The organism is Ideonella azotifigens (assembly GCF_006519715.1).
Lineage (GTDB): Bacteria > Pseudomonadota > Gammaproteobacteria > Burkholderiales > Burkholderiaceae_C > Ideonella > Ideonella azotifigens.
Genome location: NZ_VIDT01001055.1, coordinates 1 through 1,360 on the forward strand (window position 1 = coordinate 1; position 1,360 = coordinate 1,360).

Annotated in this window: 2 protein-coding genes; one reads left to right on the forward strand and one right to left on the reverse strand. The window is 54.6% G+C overall.

Going from position 1 to position 1,360, the window contains the following annotated elements; all coding sequences use genetic code 11:
- Positions 1 to 272 (forward strand): hypothetical protein (locus FKP22_RS33170; protein WP_170201186.1); only part of this gene is annotated, 272 nt, incomplete at its 5' end.
- An 877-nt stretch (positions 273 to 1,149) separates the two neighbouring features.
- Here FKP22_RS33170 and FKP22_RS33600 read toward each other — a convergent pair.
- On the reverse strand, positions 1,150 to 1,360 hold a 211-nt coding region (locus FKP22_RS33600; protein WP_211361675.1), incomplete at its 5' end, for a hypothetical protein.

Below are 1,360 nucleotides of genomic sequence, written 5' to 3' on the forward strand. Positions count from 1 at the left end.
ACTTCATCCGCCAGACCAACGGCAAGGTGACGCAGATGGGCCACTCGTGGATCAAGCTTCGCCTGCCCAAAGCGTTGGCGCGTGCGCCAGGAGATCTTGTCATCCTTTGCCGCCGGAAAGAGGGCGCCTACCCGAACTATCTCGCCTCGTGTAATCTCGCCCATGACTTCCCCTTTCCGCTCAGATTGAACTTCCGCAGTGAGTCAATGTGGTACCGATACCGCAACAAGATTGGGGAAGTCTCTTCGTATTCCAACCTGTTGCTGGAGTGAGTATATTAAATCGTATGATCGCTCGATTTCTGTCAGGTTCGGTATTGGCCCTGTGGGGCTGTGCCGCGTTTGGGGTGGATTGGTGTTCTGAGCTATCCCGCTCAAATAAGGAAATACAGTGGGAATGCTCGTCGCCAACGACTGCGCGTTTGACCATCGGGAGCGATCAGGCGGTGGTTCTAGGCCGAAATCGAAGGGGAGGCGTCGAGTTGGCGCTGCACTCTCTGAATGGTACGAAGGCCACTGACATTGTTCGTTTGGGTGTCGGGTCCGGTAGCCTAGACCTTTGTCGCGATGACTCGGTGAAGTTGTCTGTGGTATCTCTCGTTCCTTCAGTGGATCAGTCTTGTTCGGCCGATGATGCCTTGTGTCGCATCGTGCAGACTTATTCCCCGAAGGAGAAGATCATCATTCAAAGAACGGGTCTCGATGCCTTGCGCGTGGATGACGGTGCCTGTGATGCCATTTGGATATACACGTCGCCCGAGAGCGGCTCTTTTCAAACGATGCGGTTGAATTGATGTTCAGTGTGGCCCGCGATGGATGAAAGCATACCTCGAGCGGCCGGAGATGCAATTGAATTGAAAGGCGATATTTCCGCGATCTGATAATATTTCGTGCCCGGCGCCAATACACACTGGATCTCCGGGGTACTGCGTCCTTTGACAAAAGAGAAAGTATGCATTTCCACCACGGTTATTCAACTCGGTCATCGGTTCAGCAGAGTGCCAGACGTTTCCGATGACGGCTCGGTAAACGTTCTATGACTTTGCAGAGGTTTCTGAGGTCGCTGCAGAATACGAGCAGGTTCCAGTATGTCTTGCACACCATGTGAATCCATGACTGTCAGGTCTTGGTCACCCGTCGTCTTGGCCTTCTACTGCGTGGGCGCCGGCGCTGCGGCAGTCGCGAAGGAAGCACCGTTTTCCTTGACGCCGGTCCGAGATGTGGCGGGTGGTGGCTGCGTCGGCGAAACGAGGATTTTTGCTGAGCTTGCGGCGACCAAGGATTTAGAGGGCCGCCGCTGAATCCTGAACCGGCATTGCTGAAAAGCGGCGCCTGGAAATTCAGGAACGGCCGAGTTATTG